This is a genomic window from Janthinobacterium algoris (assembly GCF_051380935.1).
Taxonomy (GTDB): Bacteria; Pseudomonadota; Gammaproteobacteria; order Burkholderiales; family Burkholderiaceae_D; genus Janthinobacterium.
In genome coordinates this window covers 129,281-148,345 of record NZ_JBNYXZ010000010.1, presented here as the reverse complement: position 1 = coordinate 148,345, position 19,065 = coordinate 129,281, and the positions used below count along the sequence as shown (strand labels likewise).

The 19,065-nt window shown below is 63.6% G+C and carries 20 protein-coding genes and 1 pseudogene; 13 read left to right on the top strand and 8 right to left on the bottom strand.

Going from position 1 to position 19,065, the window contains the following annotated elements; translation table 11 throughout:
- Positions 1-4: 4 nt before the first annotated feature.
- Positions 5-184, top strand: a complete 180-nt coding sequence (locus ACQ4W7_RS16560) for a hypothetical protein (RefSeq protein WP_426073277.1) — start codon at positions 5-7, stop codon at positions 182-184.
- Here ACQ4W7_RS16560 and ACQ4W7_RS16555 read toward each other — a convergent pair.
- Positions 181-984: a metallophosphoesterase family protein gene (locus ACQ4W7_RS16555; RefSeq protein WP_436531827.1), complete on the bottom strand. Its 804-nt coding sequence runs from the start codon at positions 982-984 to the stop codon at positions 181-183. The two genes, ACQ4W7_RS16560 and ACQ4W7_RS16555, sit on opposite strands and share 4 nt — an antisense overlap.
- 46 nt (positions 985-1,030) lie before the next feature.
- Positions 1,031-1,936: a LysR family transcriptional regulator gene (locus ACQ4W7_RS16550; RefSeq protein ID WP_426073275.1), complete on the bottom strand. Its 906-nt coding sequence runs from the start codon at positions 1,934-1,936 to the stop codon at positions 1,031-1,033.
- A 118-nt stretch (positions 1,937-2,054) separates the two neighbouring features.
- Here ACQ4W7_RS16550 and ACQ4W7_RS16545 point away from each other — a divergent pair, with 118 nt between their 5' ends.
- Both ACQ4W7_RS16545 and ACQ4W7_RS16540 read left to right on the top strand, forming a co-directional pair.
- Positions 2,055-2,921, top strand: a complete 867-nt coding sequence (locus ACQ4W7_RS16545) for a pirin family protein (RefSeq protein WP_436531825.1) — start codon at positions 2,055-2,057, stop codon at positions 2,919-2,921.
- Positions 2,922-2,986: 65 nt separating this feature from the next.
- Positions 2,987-3,688: an isochorismatase family protein gene (locus tag ACQ4W7_RS16540; RefSeq protein WP_436531823.1), complete on the top strand. Its 702-nt coding sequence runs from the start codon at positions 2,987-2,989 to the stop codon at positions 3,686-3,688.
- 6 nt (positions 3,689-3,694) lie between these two features.
- Here ACQ4W7_RS16540 and ACQ4W7_RS16535 read toward each other — a convergent pair whose 3' ends face one another.
- Positions 3,695-4,456: a substrate-binding periplasmic protein gene (locus tag ACQ4W7_RS16535; RefSeq protein ID WP_426073272.1), complete on the bottom strand. Its 762-nt coding sequence runs from the start codon at positions 4,454-4,456 to the stop codon at positions 3,695-3,697.
- A 219-nt stretch (positions 4,457-4,675) separates the two neighbouring features.
- On the opposite strand from ACQ4W7_RS16535, the gene pnuC reads away from it, so the two are divergent.
- Positions 4,676-5,278, top strand: a complete 603-nt coding sequence (pnuC, locus tag ACQ4W7_RS16530; RefSeq protein ID WP_426073271.1) for a nicotinamide riboside transporter PnuC — start codon at positions 4,676-4,678, stop codon at positions 5,276-5,278.
- Positions 5,279-5,609: 331 nt separating this feature from the next.
- The gene (locus ACQ4W7_RS16525; RefSeq protein WP_436531820.1) at positions 5,610-8,177 is read left to right on the top strand and encodes a TonB-dependent receptor; all 2,568 of its coding nucleotides are present in this window, start codon (positions 5,610-5,612) and stop codon (positions 8,175-8,177) included.
- A gap of 19 nt (positions 8,178-8,196) precedes the next feature.
- Here ACQ4W7_RS16525 and ACQ4W7_RS16520 read toward each other — a convergent pair whose 3' ends face one another.
- Together ACQ4W7_RS16520 and ACQ4W7_RS16515 are read right to left on the bottom strand one after the other, a co-directional pair.
- Positions 8,197-9,003: a response regulator transcription factor gene (locus tag ACQ4W7_RS16520; RefSeq protein WP_426073269.1), complete on the bottom strand. Its 807-nt coding sequence runs from the start codon at positions 9,001-9,003 to the stop codon at positions 8,197-8,199.
- A gap of 12 nt (positions 9,004-9,015) precedes the next feature.
- On the bottom strand, positions 9,016-9,144 hold the full coding sequence (locus ACQ4W7_RS16515) for a hypothetical protein (protein WP_426073268.1): 129 nt from the start codon (positions 9,142-9,144) through the stop codon (positions 9,016-9,018).
- Positions 9,145-9,417: 273 nt separating this feature from the next.
- On the opposite strand from ACQ4W7_RS16515, the gene ACQ4W7_RS16510 reads away from it, so the two are divergent.
- From ACQ4W7_RS16510 to ACQ4W7_RS16495, 4 genes are all read left to right on the top strand, one after another.
- Positions 9,418-9,882, top strand: a complete 465-nt coding sequence (locus ACQ4W7_RS16510) for a Csu type fimbrial protein (RefSeq protein WP_426073389.1) — start codon at positions 9,418-9,420, stop codon at positions 9,880-9,882.
- 12 nt (positions 9,883-9,894) lie between these two features.
- Positions 9,895-10,623, top strand: coding sequence for a fimbrial biogenesis chaperone (locus ACQ4W7_RS16505; RefSeq protein WP_436531817.1), 729 nt, complete (start codon positions 9,895-9,897; stop codon positions 10,621-10,623).
- 64 nt (positions 10,624-10,687) lie between these two features.
- A complete protein-coding gene (locus ACQ4W7_RS16500; protein WP_436531815.1) occupies positions 10,688-13,048 on the top strand; it encodes a fimbria/pilus outer membrane usher protein in 2,361 nt (786 codons plus the stop codon).
- Positions 13,048-14,052 carry a Csu type fimbrial protein gene (locus ACQ4W7_RS16495; protein ID WP_426073265.1) on the top strand — a complete coding sequence of 335 codons (1,005 nt, stop codon included), beginning with the start codon at positions 13,048-13,050 and terminating at the stop codon, positions 14,050-14,052. The genes ACQ4W7_RS16500 and ACQ4W7_RS16495 overlap by 1 nt, the downstream gene beginning before the upstream one ends.
- Here ACQ4W7_RS16495 and ACQ4W7_RS16490 read toward each other — a convergent pair.
- Positions 14,049-14,285, bottom strand: coding sequence for a hypothetical protein (locus ACQ4W7_RS16490; protein ID WP_426073264.1), 237 nt, complete (start codon positions 14,283-14,285; stop codon positions 14,049-14,051). The two genes, ACQ4W7_RS16495 and ACQ4W7_RS16490, sit on opposite strands and share 4 nt — an antisense overlap.
- 252 nt (positions 14,286-14,537) lie before the next feature.
- Here ACQ4W7_RS16490 and ACQ4W7_RS16485 point away from each other — a divergent pair, with 252 nt between their 5' ends.
- The 3 genes and pseudogenes from ACQ4W7_RS16485 to ACQ4W7_RS16475 all read left to right on the top strand — a co-directional run bounded on the left by ACQ4W7_RS16485 (position 14,538) and on the right by ACQ4W7_RS16475 (position 16,340).
- Positions 14,538-15,095 (top strand): winged helix-turn-helix transcriptional regulator, encoded by a 558-nt coding sequence (locus ACQ4W7_RS16485; protein ID WP_010394680.1) that lies wholly within the window; start codon positions 14,538-14,540, stop codon positions 15,093-15,095.
- Positions 15,096-15,251: 156 nt separating this feature from the next.
- Positions 15,252-15,689: a CHRD domain-containing protein gene (locus ACQ4W7_RS16480; protein WP_426073263.1), complete on the top strand. Its 438-nt coding sequence runs from the start codon at positions 15,252-15,254 to the stop codon at positions 15,687-15,689.
- A gap of 100 nt (positions 15,690-15,789) precedes the next feature.
- A pseudogene (locus ACQ4W7_RS16475) lies at positions 15,790-16,340 on the top strand (AEC family transporter).
- On the opposite strand, the gene ACQ4W7_RS16470 reads toward ACQ4W7_RS16475, so the two are convergent.
- Together ACQ4W7_RS16470 and ACQ4W7_RS16465 are read right to left on the bottom strand one after the other, a co-directional pair.
- Positions 16,324-16,977 (bottom strand): FMN-binding negative transcriptional regulator, encoded by a 654-nt coding sequence (locus ACQ4W7_RS16470; RefSeq protein ID WP_436531812.1) that lies wholly within the window; start codon positions 16,975-16,977, stop codon positions 16,324-16,326. The pseudogene ACQ4W7_RS16475 and the gene ACQ4W7_RS16470 overlap by 17 nt on opposite strands.
- A complete protein-coding gene (locus ACQ4W7_RS16465; protein WP_426073261.1) occupies positions 16,978-17,439 on the bottom strand; it encodes an OsmC family protein in 462 nt (153 codons plus the stop codon).
- A gap of 110 nt (positions 17,440-17,549) precedes the next feature.
- Here ACQ4W7_RS16465 and pdxR point away from each other — a divergent pair, with 110 nt between their 5' ends.
- Entirely contained in the window at positions 17,550-19,046 is a 1,497-nt protein-coding gene (pdxR, locus tag ACQ4W7_RS16460) for a MocR-like pyridoxine biosynthesis transcription factor PdxR (protein WP_436531810.1), read from the top strand.
- Positions 19,047-19,065: the final 19 nt, after the last annotated feature.

Here is a 19,065-nt window from a genome sequence, read left to right as displayed (position 1 = left end):
AGACATGAAGATCAAGCTCAAGCTCAAGCCTGTATCCAAGCCGCGCAACCCGCTGGTGGCGGCCGCCAGGCTGCGCGGCGGCGCCGGCGCGCACCAGTCGGAGGCATCGCCACGGGCGGCGCGCCGGGCCGGCAAGCACCGCCTGCAGCAATGGCTGGCGGGCCGCCTCAAACCTGATGATTAGCGGGCCGGCAGTTCGACGATGAAGTTCGGGTTGAACTGGGGATTTTGCGGCGTGCCGCTACGCGTCCTGTAGCCGCAAGGGTTAGCTACGACGCGGCACGGGCCGATCAGGTAGTCGCGCGAGATGTGGAGGTGGCCGTGCACCCACAGGTCCGCCTGCGCGGCCAGATCGTCCAGGCGCGAGGCATAGGCGGGCGAACATCCCTCGCTGCCATACGCATCATCGACCGACAGCAGCGACGGCGCCATGTGGCTGATGACGACTGTCGCGCCATCGAAGGGCTGCGCCAGTTCGCGCGTCAGCCAGGCTTTTTGCTGTGCGTGGAACATGGCCGTGTCGGCCGCGCGCAATTTGCGAAAGCCCATGTTGGCCAGGCGAATGCGTTTGTAGTCGTTCATGACGGCTTCCGCGTCGCGCATGGCCGCTTGCCGCGTGTCGTCGCCCAGCAGGCGGAAATCCGTCCACAGCGTGGCGCCCAGGAAGCGCACGGCGTTGCCTGCCTGGTCGGTGATGACGTGGCTATCGGCGTCGAGAAAATGCACGTTGGCCGTGGCGGCGCAGGCGCTGCGCAGCTCCTGGCGCACCTTGTCCAGATGGTGGCCATAGCCTTCGTGATTGCCATGCACGTACAGCACCGGCAGTCCCGCAAACGTGCTGGCGGCCCAGGCGACGGCGCGGGTACCCGTGTCGATGTCGCCGGCCAGGATCACGGCGTCGGGACAGCTGAGCGCAAGATCGCCTTGCGGCGCTGCGTCGCGCCATAATTCATGATGCAAGTCCGATAAAATCAATAAACGCATGCGGTATCCAGGCGATTCGAGAGTACGCCATCGTACCTGAAAACCCTCACTCTTCCTCCAGCGCGGCGAAGCTGTGCGCCAGATAGTCGATCAGCGCGCGCACTGCCGGCAGCAGGCCGCGCCGCGAGGGAAACACGGCGTGGATGATTTCACGCTGCGGCCGCCACTGCTCCATCAGCGGCAGCAGACTGCCATTGGCTACCTGCTCGGTGATCATCATGGTCGGCAGCTGCACCACGCCCACGCCGGCCACGGCCGCGTCGCGCAAGGTCAGCATGTCGCCCGTGACGAAGCGTGGCACGTGGCGCAGCTGGGCGCGCGCGCCGTCCGGGCCGTGCAAATCCCATTGGTAGTGCTGTTGCGGCATGCCCAGGGCCAGGCTGGGCCAGTCGGCCAGGTCGGCCGGTGCGATTGGCCTGGCGGCGTCGCCGAAAAGCAGCGGGCTCCCCACCATGCACTGGCTGCGCTCGGCCAGCACGCGCAGCACCAGGTCGCTGTCGGGCAGCGGCGGCGGACGCACGCGGATGGCCACGTCGATGCCTTCGGCCACCAGGTCGACGCGGCGGTTGCTCGCTTCGAGCAGCAGGGTCACCTGCGGATGCTCGCGCATGAAACCAGCCAGCATGGGCGCCACCAGGGAGTGCAGCAGGGCGATGGGGCAGGACAGGCGCACCGTGCCGCGCGGCGCGGCCCGCGTCAGTTCGATCGCTTCTTGCGCCGCTTCCGCTTCCACCAGCATCGCCTTGCAATGTTCGTAAAACGTCTGCCCTACGTCGGTGACGGAAAAATGCCGCGTCGTACGCTGCAGCAGGCGCACGCCGAGGCGCTCTTCCAGCAGCGCGATGCGCCGGCTCAGTTTGGATTTCGGCATGCCCAGCGCGCGCCCGGCCGGCGCGAAGCCGCCATGGTCGACCACCTGCACAAAGTAATACAAGTCATTCAAATCCTGCATGCTGCCTCCTCGATCGTTCTATTTTTAGAACGCTGATGGCGGATTTTACCGTCTACCGCCTCCATCGTTGCAAGCGTATTCTGTCTCCATCCTCATGCACACCACACAGGAGATCGAGATGAACACAGTCACAGGTATCTATAGCGCACCGCGCCAGCACTGGGTCGGCGACGGTTTTCCCGTGCGCTCGATGTTTTCGTATAACGGCCATGGCAAGCAGCTGAGCCCCTTCCTGCTGCTCGACTACGCCGGCCCCGCCGATTTTGCGCCCGGCACGCATCCGCCCGGCGTCGGTTCGCACCCGCACCGCGGCTTTGAAACGGTGACCATCGTCTACAAGGGCGAAGTGGCGCACCGCGATTCGACGGGCCAGGGCGGCGTGATCGGTCCCGGCGACGTGCAATGGATGACGGCCGGCGCCGGGATCCTGCATGAAGAGTTTCACTCGCCTGCCTTCACGCAGTCGGGTGGCACCCTGGAAATGGTGCAGCTGTGGGTCAACCTGCCGGCAAAGAACAAGATGACGGCGCCCGACTACCAGGCCATCACCAGCGGCACCATTCCCACGGTAGCGTTGCCCGATGGCGCCGGTGCGGTGCGCGTGATCGCCGGCGACTTCGATGGCCAGCACGGGCCGGCCCGCACGTTCTCGCCGATGCAGGTGTGGGACTTGCGCCTGGCCCAGGGCAAGCTGACGGAACTGCCCGTCACGCCAGGCTGGAGCACGGCGCTGATCGTCCTGCATGGCACGGTGCTGGTCAACGGCGAGAGCGTGGTGCGCGAGGCGCAGATGGCGCTGTTCGAGCGCGATGGCGACAGCATCACCGTCGAAGCGAACAATGACGCCGTGGTACTGCTGCTGAGTGGTGAGCCGATTGACGAGCCCATCGTCGGTCATGGCCCCTTCGTCATGAACACTGAAGCGGAAATCGTGCAGGCGTTCGAGGATTTCAACAGCGGCCGCTTTGCCCGCATCGCGACGTAATTTGTGTAGTTAATTTGTGCAGTACCCATGCCGCATCCCACGGCATGGTTTTTCAGGAGACCACTATGAGCACCCCCGCCAACTTCCAAGGTTTGCCACCGATGATCGATCCCGACGACGCCGTCATGCTGCTGATCGACCACCAGAGCGGTTTGTTCCAGCTGGTGCGCGACATCGAACAGCATGTGCTGCGCGGTCACGTCACGGCGCTGGCCAAGCTGTCGCGCCTGGCCAATATGCCGACCTTCACCACCGCTTCCGTGCCCGACGGCCCGAATGGCCCATTGATCCCGGAAATCCACCATTTCAATCCGGACGCCGTCTACATCCCGCGCACGGGGCAGATCAATGCCTGGGCCAATCCGGCATGGGTCGAGGCGATCGAAAAGACGGGCCGCAAGACCCTGCTGATCGCCGGCACGCTCACCAGCGTGTGCATGGCCTTTCCCACCATCAGTGCGCTGGCGGCCGGCTACAAGGTGTTTGCCATTATCGACGCGTCGGGCAACTGGTCGAAGATGGCCACCGACATCACCATGGCGCGCGTGACGCAGGCCGGCGCCGTGCCGATCGACACGTATGCGGTACTGGCTGAAGTGATGAGCACCTGGAACCGCGCCGACGCGATGGAGTTCGCCGCCATCATGACCGACCATATCGTGCCGTCGTACCGCGCGCTGATCGAAAGCTACGACAAGGCGCAGGACGTGCAAAAGCATGGCCGGGAAACCAAGCTGGAGATTCTGGATGCGGCTGCCAAGGCTTGAGCGCCGCTACGGCGCTTCGTAGCTGCTGCGTATCGCCGCCAGCGTGCCACGCTGCTCCAGGCGCGTGATGGCAGCGTTCAGGCGCGCCAGGTCGGCGGCGCTGGTCGTGCGCGCATTGAGCATGAGGTGCACGGGGGCGCGCAGGGCCAGGAACGGCAGGGCGGTCAGGGGGACGCCCTGCTGGCGCGCTTCATGGCGCACGGCCAGTACGTCGCCCAGCAGCAGGTCGGCGCGGCCCGCGTCGAGCATGCGCACGCCTTGCTGGAAACTGCCGAACGCATTCATGCGGCCGGCCTTTTCCAGTGCCGGCCGGACCGCCGCATAATCTGCCCCGTACCAGCCGACCTTGGGCGCCAGCAGGGTGGCCGTGCTGCGCGCCAGCTGGCCGAAGCTGCCGACAGGGCGCTGCACGGCGGGCGTGCCAGCCTTGCCGAAGATGCCCACGGTTTCGTCGCGGTAGCGCATGCTGAAACGTGCATACGCATGGCGTTCCGAGGTGTCGGAGGCGGCGGGCAGCAGGTCCAGCTCGCCCTTCTGAAACAGCAGTTGGCGCCGCGCCGTGGGCAGTTCCGGCACGCTCAGCAAGGTGCAGCGTGCTTCTTTAAAGATGGCGCGCAGCAGCTCCAGGTCCAGCCCCGTATATTTGCCTTGCGCGTCACGATACAGGTAGGGCGGCCATTGCTCGAGCGCCATCGTCATGCGGCAGGCCAGGGCGGGCAGGGCGCAGAGGCCGAGCACTGCCAAAAACAGGAAATGGCGCATATGCATACGGGAGGTGTTTCCATGGTGTGTCACTGATGTTCAATTTGCCAGAATACCCGTGGAAGTCAAGGGGGCTGGGTCTCCTGGGCAGGTGCGGCGGTGCTTTTCGTGGATTTTCGCACGCTTTTTGCCGATTCCCTGCGCCGCCGTCCGGCGCCGTGAACACCGTGCAGTGTAATCGGCTATAGTGGCGCGGTGCACTATCGCCCCGCAAAGGAAGACCGCTTGACTGCCCCGCTCGAGATTGCCGCCAATGTACTGATGACTGCCTCCATCATTCTGGCCGGACGCAATAATATTCATTCCTGGTGGATCGGCATGCTCGGCTGCGTGCTGTTTGCCGTGCTGTTTTTCCAGGTTAATCTGTATGCCGACGTGATGCTGCAACTGTTTTTCATCGTCACCTGCGTCATCGGCTGGCTGCAATGGCGGCGCGGCGCCGGCGGCAAGCCGTTGCCGATCACGCGCATGGGCTGGCGCAGCCTGGCCTGGGTGGTGCCTGCCGGCATCGCCTCCGTGCTCATCTACGGCATGCTGCTGCACCGCTTGACGAATGCCTACGCGCCCTTCATCGATTCGGCAGTGTTGGTATTTAGCATCATCGCGCAATTCTTGCTGATGAGCCGGCGCATCGAAACCTGGGCCTTCTGGCTGCTGGTCAACACCGTCGCGGTGCCGCTCTACTACAGCCGCGGCCTGCACCTGACGGCCGTGCTGTATGCGGCCTACTGGGTTAACGCCCTGATTTCCTGGTACTGGTGGAGCGTGCAGGCACGCCGTGCGGCACTGGCGCCCGCGGCGCCGTCCGCAGTGAGTGCCGACGCCTGATATTGCCAAACGCCAAGTCCTTAGATTCAAATCGTATATACAATCAATTTTTAATTCGTTCACGCCATAAAGACACCGAGATATAGTGGCTTTTCCCCGCTTACCGGTGTTTTTTATGTTGCGCATTAGTCTTTCTACCTATTTTTACGCCGCCCCGCATCAACTGACCATGCAATGCATGGCGCAGTGGATGCCGATGCGTGCCCGTCCACGCATCCCCTAAGTCATTCCCATCCGTTTCGTTGTCGTTTGCCCGCTGGCCCACCCGGTCCGCGTGCCCCTGCTCGGCCTTTTTATCTGATAAAGGCTGCAATCCCAATAAGAGGAAACCATGTTCAAACCACTCGCCATCAGTCTTGCCATCGCCGCCGCCTTTCCCGTTTTCCCCACCCTTGCGCACGCCGAGGACGACATGCTGCGGGTTAACGTCACCGGATCGAATATCCGCGTCAGCGAAAAGGAGGGCGCCAGCGCCGTGCAGGTCATCACCGCCAAGGAATTGAAAGCCAGCGGCAAGACCAGCGTCTCGGAGGTGCTGCGCGCCATTTCCGCCAACAGCGGCAATAGCTACAACGAACAATATACGGGCAGTTTCTCGGCCGGTACCTCGGGCCTGTCGCTGCGCGGCATCGGCCAGCAAAATACCCTGATCCTGGTGAATGGCCGCCGCGTGGCCAGCTATGCCACGGCGCAGGATTTGCAGCAAACCTTCGTTGACCTGAACAGCCTGCCGATGGCGGCCGTGCAGCGCATCGAGGTGCTCAAGGATGGCGCCTCGTCCGTGTATGGCTCGGACGCCGTGGCTGGCGTGGTCAACATCATCCTGTACAAGGAATTCACGGGCACGGACATCACGGCGCAATGGGGTGGCTCGACGCAAGGCACGGGCCAGCATGAAAAGAGCGCGGCGTTGCAAACGGGTTTCGGCAAGATCGAGCAAGATGGCTACAGCGTGGTCTTCTCGGTCGATGCGCAGCATCGCGACAAGCTGCAGCAAAGTGACGTGGCATGGCTGCGCGATGCCGATTACCGCCAGCAGCAGCGCGGCAGCCTGGGCTGGGCCGCCACGAATTATGCCGGCAACGATCCCACGCAGACGCTTGGTGGCGTGCGCGGCCCGCTGCAACTGGTGCCGTACAAGGACATCAATCCCGATCGCAGCGGCCAGGTGCTGGCCTACAATCCGGCGCCGTATAAAACGCTGATCCCGGGCATCCAGCGCATCCACTCGTCGCTGCGCGGCACCCTCAAGCTGAACGCGGACACGGAAGCTTATGTCGACTTGCTGCACAGTTATTCGCGCGCCGACCAGACCTTCAGCGCGCCTTTGAGCGTGAATAACGCCACGCGCGTGTGGAATAACAGCACCAAGCTGCTCGACACCATTCCCGTGGTGCTGCCCGTGGGCCATCCGAACAATCCGGGCACCACGCCCTTGCCGTTCACGGCCACCCTGTTCGACCTGGGCCCGCGCCTGAAGCAGGACCGCGTCACCTTCTACCGCGCGCTGGCCGGCGCCAAGGGTACTTGGGCGGGCTGGGACTGGGACACGGCCGTGGCCCATTCCAGCAGCAAGCTGGAAGAAACAGTGCAGAACTTCGTCAACCGCTATGAATTCCAGAAAGTGCTGGCCGAGGGCAGCTACAATTTCTTTGATCAATCGCAAAACAGCGAAGCGGTGCGCAAGCGCCTGCGCTTGTCGACCCTGCGCCCGGCCGAATCGACGCTCGATACGCTCGACTTCTCGGCGGCCAAGGAGATCTGGGACTTGCCCGCCGGTCCGCTGGGGTTTGCCGCCGGCTTTCAATGGCGCCGCGAAAAGATGGATTCGCAAACCTCGACAGCCGTGCTGTCGGGCACGGAATTGCGCCCCGCACTTAATATCATCAACGGCTCGCGCAATGTGTCGGCCCTGTTCGCCGAATTCAATGTGCCCGTGGTGAAGGACCTGTCCGTCAACGTGGCGGGCCGCGCCGACCATTACAGCGACTTTGGCAATGCGTTTTCACCTAAAGCCAGCGCCCGCTATCAGGCGGCGCCATGGCTGCTGCTGCGCGGCACCGTTTCACGCGCCTTCCGTGCGCCGTCGCTGCCGGAAATCACCGACAGCACGGCCGTCAGCTATACCGGCGTGATCGATGCCCGTGATCCATTGACGCCAACGCAGTCGCGCGGCGTGACGGTCATGACCATCGCCAATCCGAACCTGCGTCCCGAGCGCTCGAATAACCTGAACCTGGGCGTGGTGGTGTCACCCACCAGCAGCTCGAGCATCGGCCTCGATTATTACCGCATCAAGCAAGATGGCGTGATCGGCACGGCCAGCGCCACCACCATTCTCGAGAATGAAACCACGGCGCCGCAACAGATCACGCGCGGTGCCGATGGCCGCATCACGACGCTGTACCGCCAGTTCCGCAACCAGGGGAAGCGCGAAGTATCGGGTATCGATATCGACCTGCGCCAGCGCTTCGTCGACAAGGACTGGGGCAAGCTGACCCTGGCCGGTCAACTGAGCCGCGTGCTGCGCTTTGCCGAGCCCTTGTCCGATGGCGCGCCGCTGACGAATGGCGCCGGCACCAATTATTTCGGTTCCATCCCGAAATGGCGTGGCGTCACCTCGGCCACTTGGGAGCAGGGCAAGTGGTCGTCCACGCTCACATGGAACTACGTGGGCAGCTATGCGCAGCAGAAGCATCTCGATGAATCGGTGGCTGCCTTCAGCACCTTTGACGTGACCAGCAGCTGGCAGGTGACACCCAAGGCGAACGTCACTTTCGTCGTGCAAAACCTGGCCAACAAACGTGCGCCCTGGGACTATGCCTCCACCGGCTTTGACTTTACCCAGGCCGATCCGCGTGGACGCGTTGCGGCACTCAAGCTGAACTACAAGTTCTGAGCGCGCGGCAGATTTACCACTAGCGCCCGCCCGCCGCCTGCCGCTGTCCTGTCTGCTCCTGCAGGCGCTGGCGGTAGGCGCTGGGCGTGACGCCCATGCGTTCACGAAAGGCGGTGGCGAAGTTGCCCGCGTTGTGAAAACCGATCAGCAGGGCGATATCCTGTACATCGATACCCGTCTGCTGCAGCAATTCCACACCGCGGGCGATGCGCGCTTCGCGGATGAAGGCAAACACGGTCATGCCCGTTTGTTCGCGGAACATCAGGGTCAGCTTTTCGCGGTAAGTGCCCACGCTGCGGGCGATGTCGGACAGGTTGGGCAGGCTGCCCAGGTTGTCGAGAATGAGCTGTTTGACGGCATTCACGAACACCAGGTCGGGATGCTGCAGCTTGTCGCTGATCGGCATCGCGGCTGGCAAGGTACTGTTGCTTTTACGCATCAACCCCAGGTGGATATGGATGCGCGCGGCCAGTTCTTCCGGCGTGAACGGCTTTGAAATGTAATCGACGCCGCCCACCTGCAAGCCCATGATGCGTTCCTTGGCGGCATCGGCGCCGCTGAGAAAGATTACGGGTATCTGTTCCGTTTCAGGGTTGGCCTTGAGCAAACGGCATGCCGTGTAACCATCCATCTCGGGCATGCGCACGTCGAGCAGGATCAGGTCGGGAAGCGTGGCCAATGCCAGCTGGTAGCCCTGGTAGCCATTGAACGCGATGCTGAAACGGTAGGGCTGCTCGCTGAGCAGCTCCATCAGCATGCGCTGCTCGAACGCGGAATCGTCCACGATCAAAATGTTTTTTCTGATGGTTTCGCTGGTCAATGGCATGGTTTGGATGACTTAACCAAAAAGCAAGTTGTGGCTTATTATGCCTCGCTTTTTCTTTTTTTTCTGCTTTTCTCGCGTTTCAAAAGAGCTTTCTCCGCCAGAAGAAGCGGCGATTTCCCAGATCGCTAATAATTCACTCATGCATTGACTTGAAGCAATGTCGATTGCTAAAAAATCTGCTTTGCGAATGCGGCAAAAGAGCTGTAGGCCACAGGTTCCTGGCTCTCAGCGCTGATGTTTTGTTGTCCTGGTTTGCGTGCCCCAGAAAACGCCGGCAATACCGTGACTATCCTCGACGCCCCTCATATTGACGGGCTCATTAATGATGTTTCATCATCAGGAGGTATCATGTTGCGAGTTATTTTTCCCCGCTTTATCGTTGCCGCCAGCGTTGTTGTGGTCAGCACGGCGCTCATGCCTGGCGTTGCCGACGCAGCCGTGTATTTGAACGGCAGCAACACCGCGACCTTTGATGTCACCCTGAAAATCATCGCCAATTGCACCATTGCGGCGGCCAATCTCGACTTTGGCCAAAGTCAGGGTGTACTGGCTACTGCCGTGAACGTCAATACGACCGTGAGTGTGATCTGCACCAATACCACGCCGTATAACGTGGGCCTGACGGCGGGCACGGGCACGGGTTCGACCGGCACCACGCGCTATCTGAGCGGCACCGGCGGCAACCTGGGGACGGTGCAATTCAATTTGTACCAGACAGCCGGCGCCACCTTGTGGGGCGATACGCAGGGCACGAATACGGTCGGCGGCACCGGCAGCGGCGCATCGCAGCCGATCACGGTGTACGGCAATATTCCGCCGCAAGCGACACCGGCGCCCGATACCTACAAGTCGACCATCACGGCCACCGTTTACTTTTAAGTCAGGCGCTGCGTGAAGGCCGGTGTTGCTTCCCTGATCAAAAGCGTGCTGGCGCTGCTGGCCTGCTGCGCGGCGGGCGTGCACGGCGCCAATCTGCAGATTTCGCCGGTGACGCTGACCCTGCGCGCAGCACAGAGCGCGGCCGGGATCAATCTGCAAAACCTGGGCGACCAGCCCATGTATGGACAGGTGCGGGTGTTCGCCTGGGACCAGCGCGATGGCGAAGAAGTACTGGCACCCACGCAGGAACTGGTGGCCAGTCCGCCGATCGTGGAAATCGCCGCCAACAGCCGCCAGGCCATCCGCCTGGTGCGTGCCCAGGCCGGCTCTGTCGCGCAGGAAAAAACATATCGCGTGCTCATCGATGAAGTCAGCCGCGACGATGACCTGGGTCGCAGCGGCGTCGATATCCGCCTGCGCTACTCGGTGCCCGTGTTCGTGCTGCCGGCCGGTGCGGCGGGCAAGGAAATGCTCGACTGGCACATCTTTCGTGAGCGGGGCGAGTGGATGTTGCGTATCAAGAACAGCGGCAATGTCCATGCGCAGATCGGTGCGATGACATTCACGAACCAGGCAGGCAAGGAGTTTGTTATCAGCAAGGGGCTGTTTGGCTATGTCTTGGCGGCACGCATGCGCGTATGGCGCCTGCCCGTCGCCAGGGAGGCTGAACTGGATGGGCCGTTGAGTATTGCGGTGAATGTGAATGCAAAGGCGCTCGTTGCCACGAATTCGACACCTTGAACTGAACCGCCATGGCGGGCGAGCTTGCCGCGCGCCTTCGGCATGGGCGCAACCGGGTTAAACCATGAGACGCGCACTGAGCTGGCGGACCTGCTGGACCTTGCTGCTGCTGGCCATGGCATCACTGGCCAGGGCCGATGGGTCGGCTGCCGTGACGGGCGCCGATCCGGGGCCGGCCAGCTTGCCCAGCGATCCGATGGCACCGAATGAACTGTATCTGGAGGTCACCGTGAATGCTGTATCAACCGGGCTGATCTTGCGTTTTACCCAGGTGGGTAAATCCTTGCGCAGCAGTGTGGCGAACTTGCAGCAGCTTGGGCTGGACCCGGCGCGCCTGGGCGCGCCCGCTCGGGCCGACGTGGCGCTCGATGCGATTCCCGGACTCAGCTATGACTATGATGCGGCGCGCCAGAGCGTGTCGCTGCAGGTGGCGGACGACTTGCGCTCGCCGTACCGCATCAACGCGCGCCTGGGGGCGCAGACACCGCCGTCGCGCGTCACGCCCGGCGCCGTCCTCAATTACGAAGCCTATGCGGAACTGGGGCAAACGCGGCGCGCCGCCATCTTTAACGATGTGCGTTATTTCAATGACAGCGGCGTTTTTAGCAATACCGGCACCGTGAACCTGGGCGCGGACCAGCGCAAGTACATGCGCTTTGACACCTTCTGGAGCCACGCCGACCCCGAGACCCTGCAAACGTGGCAAGTGGGCGACCTGATTTCCTCCTCGCTCAGCTGGAGCCGCGCCGTGCGCGTCGGCGGTGTGCAGTGGCGCAAGAATTTCCAGCTGCGTCCCGACCTGCTGACGTTTCCCGTCGCCTCCGTCGATGGCACGGCGCTGGTGCCTTCGTCGCTGAGCTTGTACGTCAATGGCGTGCAGCAATATGCTGCCAGCGTGCCCAGCGGTCCGTTTGTGCTGAACCAAGTGGCCGGCATCAATGGCGCCGGGCAAGCCACCGTCATCACGCGCGATCCGCTGGGGCGTAGCGTGACGACCGTGCTGCCCCTGTATGTCGATACGCGCATGCTGGCCCGCGGCTTGAGCGATTACTCGGTCGAGGCGGGCGCCGTGCGGCGCGAGTATGGCCGCCGCCTGTTCGGCTATGAACGGCAACTGCTCGCCAGTGCGTCCGGCCGCCACGGCGTCAGCGACAACTTCACCATCGAAGGCCATGCGGAACTGACTGCCGGCCTGTATCAGGCGGGGGCGGGCGCGCTGCTGCGCCTGGGCCAGGCGGGCGTGCTGAGCGGTTCGCTGTCGGCCAGCACCGGCCGCAGCCGTGGCGTGCAGCTGGGCGCCGGCTACCAGTACATGGGGCCGCGCTTCAGCGTCGATGTGCAAAGCGTACGCGCCAGCGTTGGTTTTGGCGACCTGGCCTCGCGCGATGGCAGTGCCGTGGTGCGCGCGGCGGATAGATTCACCGTCAGCTTGCCATTGCCGGCAGGAAGCAGCATCAGCAGCAGCTATATCAGTTACCGCACGCCCGGCGCGCCACCGTCGAAGCTGGCCACGGTGGGCTTTTCGGCCACCCTGTTTCACGCCCTGTTCTTCAACGCCAGCCTGTTCCAGGACTTGCGTCAACGCGGGAAGCGGGGTTTTTACTTCGGCCTGAGCATGGCTTTCGACAACAATCTGGCCATCAGCACGAACAGCAGCCGGCAAAACGGCGAGAGCGGCCGCAGCATCAGCGCGCAGCGCGCGGCGGACTTTGGTGGCGGCTTTGGCTGGGGCTTGCAGGCGGGCACGGTGGGCGGCAACGCCTACCGGCAGGCGCAACTGGAATACCTGGGCAATGACGGCCGCCTCAGCGCGCGCACGCAAAGCAGCAGCATGGGCAATGCTTCTTCGCTGGGCGCGGCCGGTGCGCTGGTGCTGATGGATGGCCATGTCGAGGCGGCGCGCCAGGTGGGCAACGGTTTTGCGCTGGTCTCCACGGGCGGCGTGGGCAATATTGCTGTGTTGCATGAGAACCGCCAGATCGGCCTGACGGGCAGGAGTGGCTATCTGCTCGTGCCGAATCTGAATCCCTATGGCAATAACCAGATCAGCATCGCCACGGAGGAACTCGACGTCGATGCGCGGGTGCCCGTGACGAATATCAATGTTGTGCCGCAACAGCTGGCTGGCGTGCTGGCCGCCTTTCCCATTGAACGCTACAGCGCGGCCACCGTCATCGTGCAAGGCGCCGATGGCAAGCCGCTGGCGACGGGCTTGCCCGTGCTGCACGTACAAAGCGGCAAGCAGACGGTGGTGGGATTTGACGGCATCGTTTTCGTCGACGATCTGCTGGAGCAGAATCAGTTGCAAGTCGGCGAGGGCGACAGCGCGTGCACGGTGCGTTTTGCCTATGCGCGTCCGGCGGCGGGCGGCTTGCCCGTGCTCGGGCCGCTGCGCTGCAGCGCCGGCGCCGGGGCAGACCGCTGATGCGCCGCCTGCTGCTATGGCTGACCATGCTGCTGGGATGTGCCTGGGGCAGCGTGGCGCAGGCCGATACCTGCACGGTCAGCATGACGAATATCGATTTTGGCCCCGTTAGCCCGATTTCCGGCACCGATCACGTGGCGCAGGCAACGGGCACCTTTAGCTGCGTGTTTTCATCGCTGAACCTGGGGCAGTTGCTCACGCCGAATGCGCAAGTGTGCATCTCGCTGGGGCTGGGCACGAATTCCACCTCGGCCTTGCCGCGCAAGCTGGGCAATGGCAGCAATCGCATGGAGTACAACGTGTACGTGGACAATTCGTATGCGACGGCGAAGATCTGGGGCGGCGCCGGCGTGACGGGCGCGCCATCGACCTTCGGCATGATTTTGTCGGCCGGCGTGCTGGCGCCGCCCGGCACGTATTCGATGACGTTCACCGTGTATGCGAAGATCCCTGCCGGTACCGCGCTGGCGGCCGTGCCCACGGTCGCTAACGCGAATACCGTGTATACCTCGAGCTTTGCCGGCCAGGGTACGTACACCTACACCACGTATGGCCTCGTCAATTTGTCTGGCTGCACTGTCAATAGCGGCAGCTTCGGTTTTACGGTGAATGCCACGGCCGTCAACGACTGCACCATCACGGCCAGTCCGATGGCGTTCGCGAACGCTTCCATCCTGACGGGTAACTTGCGCAGCACCAGCACCTTGTCGGTGCGTTGCGTGAATAACAATGCATATCAGATTGCCCTGAACGGCGGCAGCGTGGCGGCCGATGTGGCGAATCGCCAGATGAAAAATATCTTAACGACGGACAAGGTCAGTTATCTGCTGTCGTCCACCCTCGATGGCCCGCTCTGGGGCGATGGCACGGCTGGCAGCAGCATGGTGACCGCTACGGGCACGGGCGCCAGCGTGCCGCTGACGATTTACGGCCGCGTGCCGGCGCAGGTGTCGCCGCGCCCCGGCGACTACAAGGACACGGTGACGGCAACGATTTATTTTTAGAACGTGACGGTGACGAGGCCGGCACCTGATGGTGTTGCCTGCTGTAGCAGCAGATACGGCGTGTTGTGCTGGCAGCGCACCTGGGCGCTGTTGCGCTGTGCAACGATGGTGCAGGCTTCCTGGACGACGAAGGTGGCCTGGAACGAAGCGGAAGACACGGTACCGGCGGTGGTGGTCTGGCAAAGGGACAGGGCGAGCATGGCGGGCAGTACGGCAAGTTTCAAAGGGGTCATCGTGAATGTATCGCGTGAAAAACGGGCGTCGGCAGCAGCGCTGGAAGGCGTGGCGGACACCGTTTTTCGCACCGGGATTGGGGGAGCAGAACCAGCCATGATTGTACTTGAACGAGGAAAGTGTGAGTTTTTGCGTATTTTCAAGCCGCTACCGTGGCATCAAGGTCACTTGCAAAATGATAGTAATTAAGTTTTCGTGTTGCAACTGAAATATTTTTGATTGTTGTGTTGAATCAACGTGAGGAGATGGTCATGAAACATACCAACTTTAATAATTTGCCCTGCCCGATTGCACGCAGCCTGGGCAAGGTGGGAGAATGGTGGAGCATCCTCATCCTGCGTGAAGCGTTTTACGGCAAGACGCGCTTTGACGAATTTGAAAAAAGTCTCAAGATCGCGCCCACCATCCTGACGCGCCGACTGGCCGACCTGGTGGAAGGCGGCTTGATGACGCGCCGCCTGTATTGCGCCAAGCCGCCCCGCTATGATTATGTGCTGACCAAGTCCGGGCGCGCCTTCAAGCCTGTCTTGCTGGCTTTTATTGCCTGGGGCAATGAAAACTTCGCGCCGGAAGGCGCCAGCCTCGTCATCGCCAGTCGCGACACGGGCCTGGCCGCCGATCCGGTGCTGGTCGACGCCATGACGGGCTTGCCCATCAATGACGAGTACTACGCGTTTGCGCCGGGGCCGGCCGCCAGCGACAGCATGCGCAGCATCATCCTCGATGCGGAGAAAAGCAGCGGTATCGCGCCCAAGCCGAAGGCCGCGCCCGCCAACCGCGGCTGGGTGGCGGAAGGCCATCTGGCCTGAGGCGCGCGGGCAGGCGAGCATCAAGTTTGGCGAAAAGCAAAGCGGGCGGCGCGGCCTGGCGCTACTGTCGCACTATGCAACACAAGTGCGGCGTATGCCCGGTTGTGTGGGGCAGGGCGCCATCCGTGATCCGCTGTCCGTTGAAGGAGTACTGCGATGAGCACATTGCAACAACACGCGCGCCGCGCCGCCGGCGTGCTGGCGCTGGCCGCCCTGCTGGGCGCCTGTTCCCATGGTCCGCATCACCCGGGCGGCCATGACGTCACCCTGACAGGCGCGCAGGAAGTGCCGGCAAATACCAGCACGGCCAGCGGCAGCAGCACTATCCGCGTTGCGCACGACCGCAGCGTCAGCGGCGGCGTGCGCTATACGGGTATGCTGGCCACCGTCGCGCATATCCATGAAGCGCCCGCCGGCGCCAACGGTCCTGTCATCATGGCCCTGCTGCAGACGGGCGCCGGCATGTTGGCCGTGCCGGCCGGCACCCTGCTCACGCCGCCCCAGTATGCGAGTTACCGGGCCGGCAACCTGTACATAAACGTACACAGCGCCGCCTACCCGGCCGGCGAAATCCGCGCCCAGCTCAAGCCCTAGCCGGCTCAGCGGCGTTTTCCCTGAAACCTCCTTGGGCCGCGCGAGCGGCCTTTTTTTGCGCCCTGCGGCGGCGCGGCGCAGCGCGCTACAATGGCGCTCCATGCTGACCATCCTCGCCATCACTTTTCCCTTCTTCGCCCTGGTGCTGTGTGGCTACCTGGCCGTGCGCCGCACGCTGCTGCCGCTGGCCGCCATCGGCGGCTTGAACAGGTTTGTCCTGTACTTCGCGCTGCCCTGCATGCTGTACCGCTTCGGCGCCGCCGCGCCCATCGCGCAACTGCTCGACGCCAGAATGCCTTGAAAGGCATGGCGGGCAACCCGATGCCGTGGGCGATTGTGCTCGGGGCCTTGTCGTCTTGGCTGGAACTGGCCTTGCCCAAGCCATTGATGCAGACGGTGGGCTTGCTGGCCGACGCCGCCTCTCCTGTCGCCCTGTTTACCATCGGCCACGCGGCCATCGCGCTGGGCGCGCCGCTCGATCCATTCGCGCTGACCTGCATGGTGCTGGTGGCTTGCCTGCCCAGCGCCAGCAATGTCTCGCTGCTGTCCGAGCGTTTCGGGGCTAACACAGCGCGCATCGCCCGCATCATACTGGTCTCGACGGCGCTGTCGTTTTTGACGTTTTCGGCGGCTGTCAGCTGGCGGGGGTGACGTTGGCGGCGATCAGCGCGCCCAGCGCCCGGGCCGCGCCCGGCTGGGTATCGAGCGCCAGGCCGTGCGCCATGCTGGCCTGGTCTTGCAGGCTGCGGTTCTGCCCCAGCTTCCATTTTCCCGTCAGACGCGTGAGCGGGATTTCGATGCCGACGATGGCTTTCAAAAGCTTGCCGATGTAGTCGGCCGGTGCATCGGCGATTGTCCACGGCATCGCCTGGCCAGCCTCATGGCGCGCCGTCAGCCGCTCCAGCAAGTCCATCAGCCACGCCGCATCGTCGATGGCGCGCAGGGGGCCGTGGGCATGCACGACTGTGTAATTGAAGGTCGGCACTTCTTTGCCGCTGCGCTGCTTTTCCGCATACCAGGCGGGCGTGATGTAGGCGTGCGGTCCCTGGAAAATCACCATGCAGTCATCGTTTCCGCCAGCGCCGCGCCACAGCGGGTTGGCGCGCGCCACGTGGGCGCGCAGGATGCCGAATGGTGCATCAGGCGTGGGCGCGGCGATCTCGAACGGCAGATGGTCGGCGCACAAACCATAGTCGCCATGGCGCACCAGCGCGCCCAGGGGATGGGCCTGGATCAGGCCATGCAGCACCTCAAGGCGCTCTTCGCGGAAGCTGGCGGGCGTGTACATCTAGGCCGCTCCTTCCACCACCACGTCGGCCGTCAGCGAATTGGCGATGTAGCAGCGCGCGTGCGCGTCGTGGTGCAGGGCGGCCAGCGCCTCGGGTGATGGCGCTTTACTTGCGAAGGCGATGCGCGGGCGCAGCACGATGCGCGTCATGGCCGGGCGGCCCGCAGCATTTTTTCCCAGTTCGCCGACGGCCTCGTCGCGGTAGTCGTCGATGACGTAGCCGCGCTGCGCTGCCAGCGACAGGAAGAACAGCATGTGGCAGCTCGACGTGGCGGCCACCAGCGCTTCTTCCGGATCGATATTTTCCGCCACCGACATGGGGTGCGGCACGGACAAGGGCGACGACGAGGCGGGTACCGTCAGGCCGCCGTCGAACTGCCATGCATGGCCACGGCTGTAGCGCTGGTCGGCGAAATCCTGGCCGTCGCGCTGCCAGGCCACGGTGGCGAAAAACTGATGCATGGATGCTCCGCAAGAGTAGAAGGGGATGCGTCATCTTAGTCTCAGTCTTGGCTATTTAAAACAACCAATAAGTGCTATCTTTAAGCTACCAATTTAATGGCCATCCCACCATGCCAGCCTCTCACCTGAACCAGATCATCGCCGCCTTGCCGCTGCAGCGCGGCGCCATCGAACCGCTGTTTCGCCAGCTGTATGCGGCCATCAAGGCCGCCATCCTCGATGGCCGCATGAGTCCCGGCATGCAGTTGCCGCCCACGCGCGATTTTTGTAGCCTGCTGGCCGTGTCGCGCCAGACGGTGCTCAATGCGTATGCGCTGCTGGTGGCCGAAGGCTATCTCGATGGCGCCGTGGGGCGCGGCACTTTCGTCAGTCGCGACGTTCCGTTGCCCGTACCCATGGCCGGGCCGGTTGGCAAGGTCGAGGCGCCCGGCCTGCTGCGGCCCTTGTCGGCGCGCGGCCAGGGCGTGGTGGCGGCCATGCGCCAGGTGGCGTTCCACCGGGGGCCGCTGCGCGCTTTTCGCGTCGGCATGCCGCGCATCGACCATTTTCCTTTCGACGTGTGGAACCGCCTGGAAGCGCGGCGCTGGCGCCGCCCCGACCACCAGTTCGGCTACAGCGACCCGGCAGGCTACCTGCCGTTGCGCGAACTGCTGTGCGTGTACCTGAAGGCCTCGCGCGGCGTCCAATGCACGCCGCAGCAGATCGTGATGACCTCGGGCTCGCAGCAGGCGCTGTTCTTGCTGTCGACCATACTGCTGGCGCCGGGCGACGCGGCCTGGATGGAGTCGCCCGGCTACCGTGGCGCCAGCGGCCCGCTGCGCGCGGCCGGCGCGCGTGTCTTTCCCGTTCCCGTCGATGCGCAGGGACTGGACGTGGCGTATGGCGTGGCGCACTGTCCGCAGGCGAAGCTGGCGTACGTGACGCCATCGCGCCAGATGCCGCTGGGCGTGAGCATGAGTTTGCCCCGCCGCCTGGCCCTGTTGGCCTGGGCCGCGCACAACAAGGCCTGGTTGGTGGAAGACGATTACGACAGCGAATACCGCTACGCGGGCGCGCCGTTGGCGTCCCTGCAAAGTCTGGACCGGGCCGGCTGCGTGGTCTACGTGGGCACCCTGTCAAAAGTACTGTTCCCCGGCCTGCGCCTCGGTTACATGGTGGCGCCGCCCGCGCTGGCCGAGGCACTGGTGCAGGCGAAGGCCGTAATGGACCGCCACACGGCCATCGTGCCACAGATGGCGCTGGCCGACTTCATCGCCGAGGGCCACTTTGGCCGGCATATCCGTCGCACGCGCGACAGCAATGCCGAACGGCGCGACCAGCTGGTGCGGGGGATTGCGCGCGAACTCGACGACCAGCTCATGTTCGGGCCGGCCGACAGCGGCCTGGAATTGTGCGCGTATTTTCGCGGCTGCCACGATGAAGAAACGGTGTCGCGCGCAGGGCTGGAGCGGGGCATCGAACTGCGTCCGCTGAGCCACTACGCCGATCCAGCGGCCGGCCCGGAGTGCGCCACGCCGGCAGGGCTGCTGCTGGGCTTTGCCGCCATTCCCCCGGCAGAGATGCAGCACGGCCTGCTGGAACTGGGACGCATCCTGCGCGGCCGATAAACTATACTGGTGGTTGCCC

Bases quoted from the DNA above. Each gene is read 5' to 3' on its own strand.
- ACQ4W7_RS16560 (WP_426073277.1), top strand. From the start codon at position 5: ATGAAGATCAAGCTCAAGCTCAAGCCTGTATCCAAGCCGCGCAACCCG.
- ACQ4W7_RS16555 (WP_436531827.1), bottom strand. From the start codon at position 984: ATGCGTTTATTGATTTTATCGGACTTGCATCATGAATTATGGCGCGAC.
- ACQ4W7_RS16550 (WP_426073275.1), bottom strand. From the start codon at position 1,936: ATGCAGGATTTGAATGACTTGTATTACTTTGTGCAGGTGGTCGACCAT.
- ACQ4W7_RS16545 (WP_436531825.1), top strand. From the start codon at position 2,055: ATGAACACAGTCACAGGTATCTATAGCGCACCGCGCCAGCACTGGGTC.
- ACQ4W7_RS16540 (WP_436531823.1), top strand. From the start codon at position 2,987: ATGAGCACCCCCGCCAACTTCCAAGGTTTGCCACCGATGATCGATCCC.
- ACQ4W7_RS16535 (WP_426073272.1), bottom strand. From the start codon at position 4,456: ATGCATATGCGCCATTTCCTGTTTTTGGCAGTGCTCGGCCTCTGCGCC.
- ACQ4W7_RS16525 (WP_436531820.1), top strand. From the start codon at position 5,610: ATGTTCAAACCACTCGCCATCAGTCTTGCCATCGCCGCCGCCTTTCCC.
- ACQ4W7_RS16520 (WP_426073269.1), bottom strand. From the start codon at position 9,003: ATGCCATTGACCAGCGAAACCATCAGAAAAAACATTTTGATCGTGGAC.
- ACQ4W7_RS16515 (WP_426073268.1), bottom strand. From the start codon at position 9,144: ATGAGTGAATTATTAGCGATCTGGGAAATCGCCGCTTCTTCTGGCGGA.
- ACQ4W7_RS16510 (WP_426073389.1), top strand. From the start codon at position 9,418: ATGCCTGGCGTTGCCGACGCAGCCGTGTATTTGAACGGCAGCAACACC.
- ACQ4W7_RS16500 (WP_436531815.1), top strand. From the start codon at position 10,688: ATGAGACGCGCACTGAGCTGGCGGACCTGCTGGACCTTGCTGCTGCTG.
- ACQ4W7_RS16495 (WP_426073265.1), top strand. From the start codon at position 13,048: ATGCGCCGCCTGCTGCTATGGCTGACCATGCTGCTGGGATGTGCCTGG.
- ACQ4W7_RS16490 (WP_426073264.1), bottom strand. From the start codon at position 14,285: ATGACCCCTTTGAAACTTGCCGTACTGCCCGCCATGCTCGCCCTGTCC.
- ACQ4W7_RS16485 (WP_010394680.1), top strand. From the start codon at position 14,538: ATGAAACATACCAACTTTAATAATTTGCCCTGCCCGATTGCACGCAGC.
- ACQ4W7_RS16480 (WP_426073263.1), top strand. From the start codon at position 15,252: ATGAGCACATTGCAACAACACGCGCGCCGCGCCGCCGGCGTGCTGGCG.
- ACQ4W7_RS16470 (WP_436531812.1), bottom strand. From the start codon at position 16,977: ATGTACACGCCCGCCAGCTTCCGCGAAGAGCGCCTTGAGGTGCTGCAT.
- ACQ4W7_RS16465 (WP_426073261.1), bottom strand. From the start codon at position 17,439: ATGCATCAGTTTTTCGCCACCGTGGCCTGGCAGCGCGACGGCCAGGAT.
- pdxR (WP_436531810.1), top strand. From the start codon at position 17,550: ATGCCAGCCTCTCACCTGAACCAGATCATCGCCGCCTTGCCGCTGCAG.